This window comes from Polaromonas sp. P1_G2, from assembly GCF_056405515.1.
Map to the genome: position 1 here is coordinate 1 of NZ_JBFUBY010000827.1, position 544 is coordinate 544.

Consider the following 544-nt stretch of genomic DNA (forward strand, 5'->3'; position numbering starts at 1 on the left):
GCCAATGACGCGCGCGGCGCCAATCCCGATGGAACCCTGATCAAAAGCGGTGGCTTCCTCGATACGACGCTGACGCGCGGCATTTTTGGGCTGACCACAGGCATCCGCTACGATTATTGGAACCTGAATGGCGTCACCAGCTATCCGGAGCCGGGAGACGATGGCTGCGCGGCGGACCATGTCGGCAACTGCACCGGGCCATCGCTCACCCGCGACGGCGGCAACTGGAATCCGAAGATCGGCGTCACGGTGACGCCAAAGGACTGGCTGCAGTTCTACGCTACCTATGCTTATACGATGCGGCCGCCGACGGCCTCGGAGATGTTCTATCCCGGCGGGCATAATTTCGACGGCACCGGCGACCCGATCCAGAACAATCCCGATCTCGTGCCAGAGCGGCAGAAGGGCCTGGACATCGGCGTCAACCTGCGCGGCGACGATCTCATCAGGCCCGGCGATACCGCTTATGCCAAGATCGGCTATTTCCGCAACCGGATTTCCAACTACATCACCTACGCCTCCACCACCGACGATCCCGATGTGG

At 61.8% G+C, this 544-nt stretch carries 1 protein-coding gene; it reads left to right on the forward strand.

The window, feature by feature from the left end; genetic code table 11:
* Positions 1 to 544: TonB-dependent receptor domain-containing protein (locus AC1D0P_RS27830; protein WP_477679685.1), on the forward strand; the 544-nt coding region annotated here is incomplete at both ends.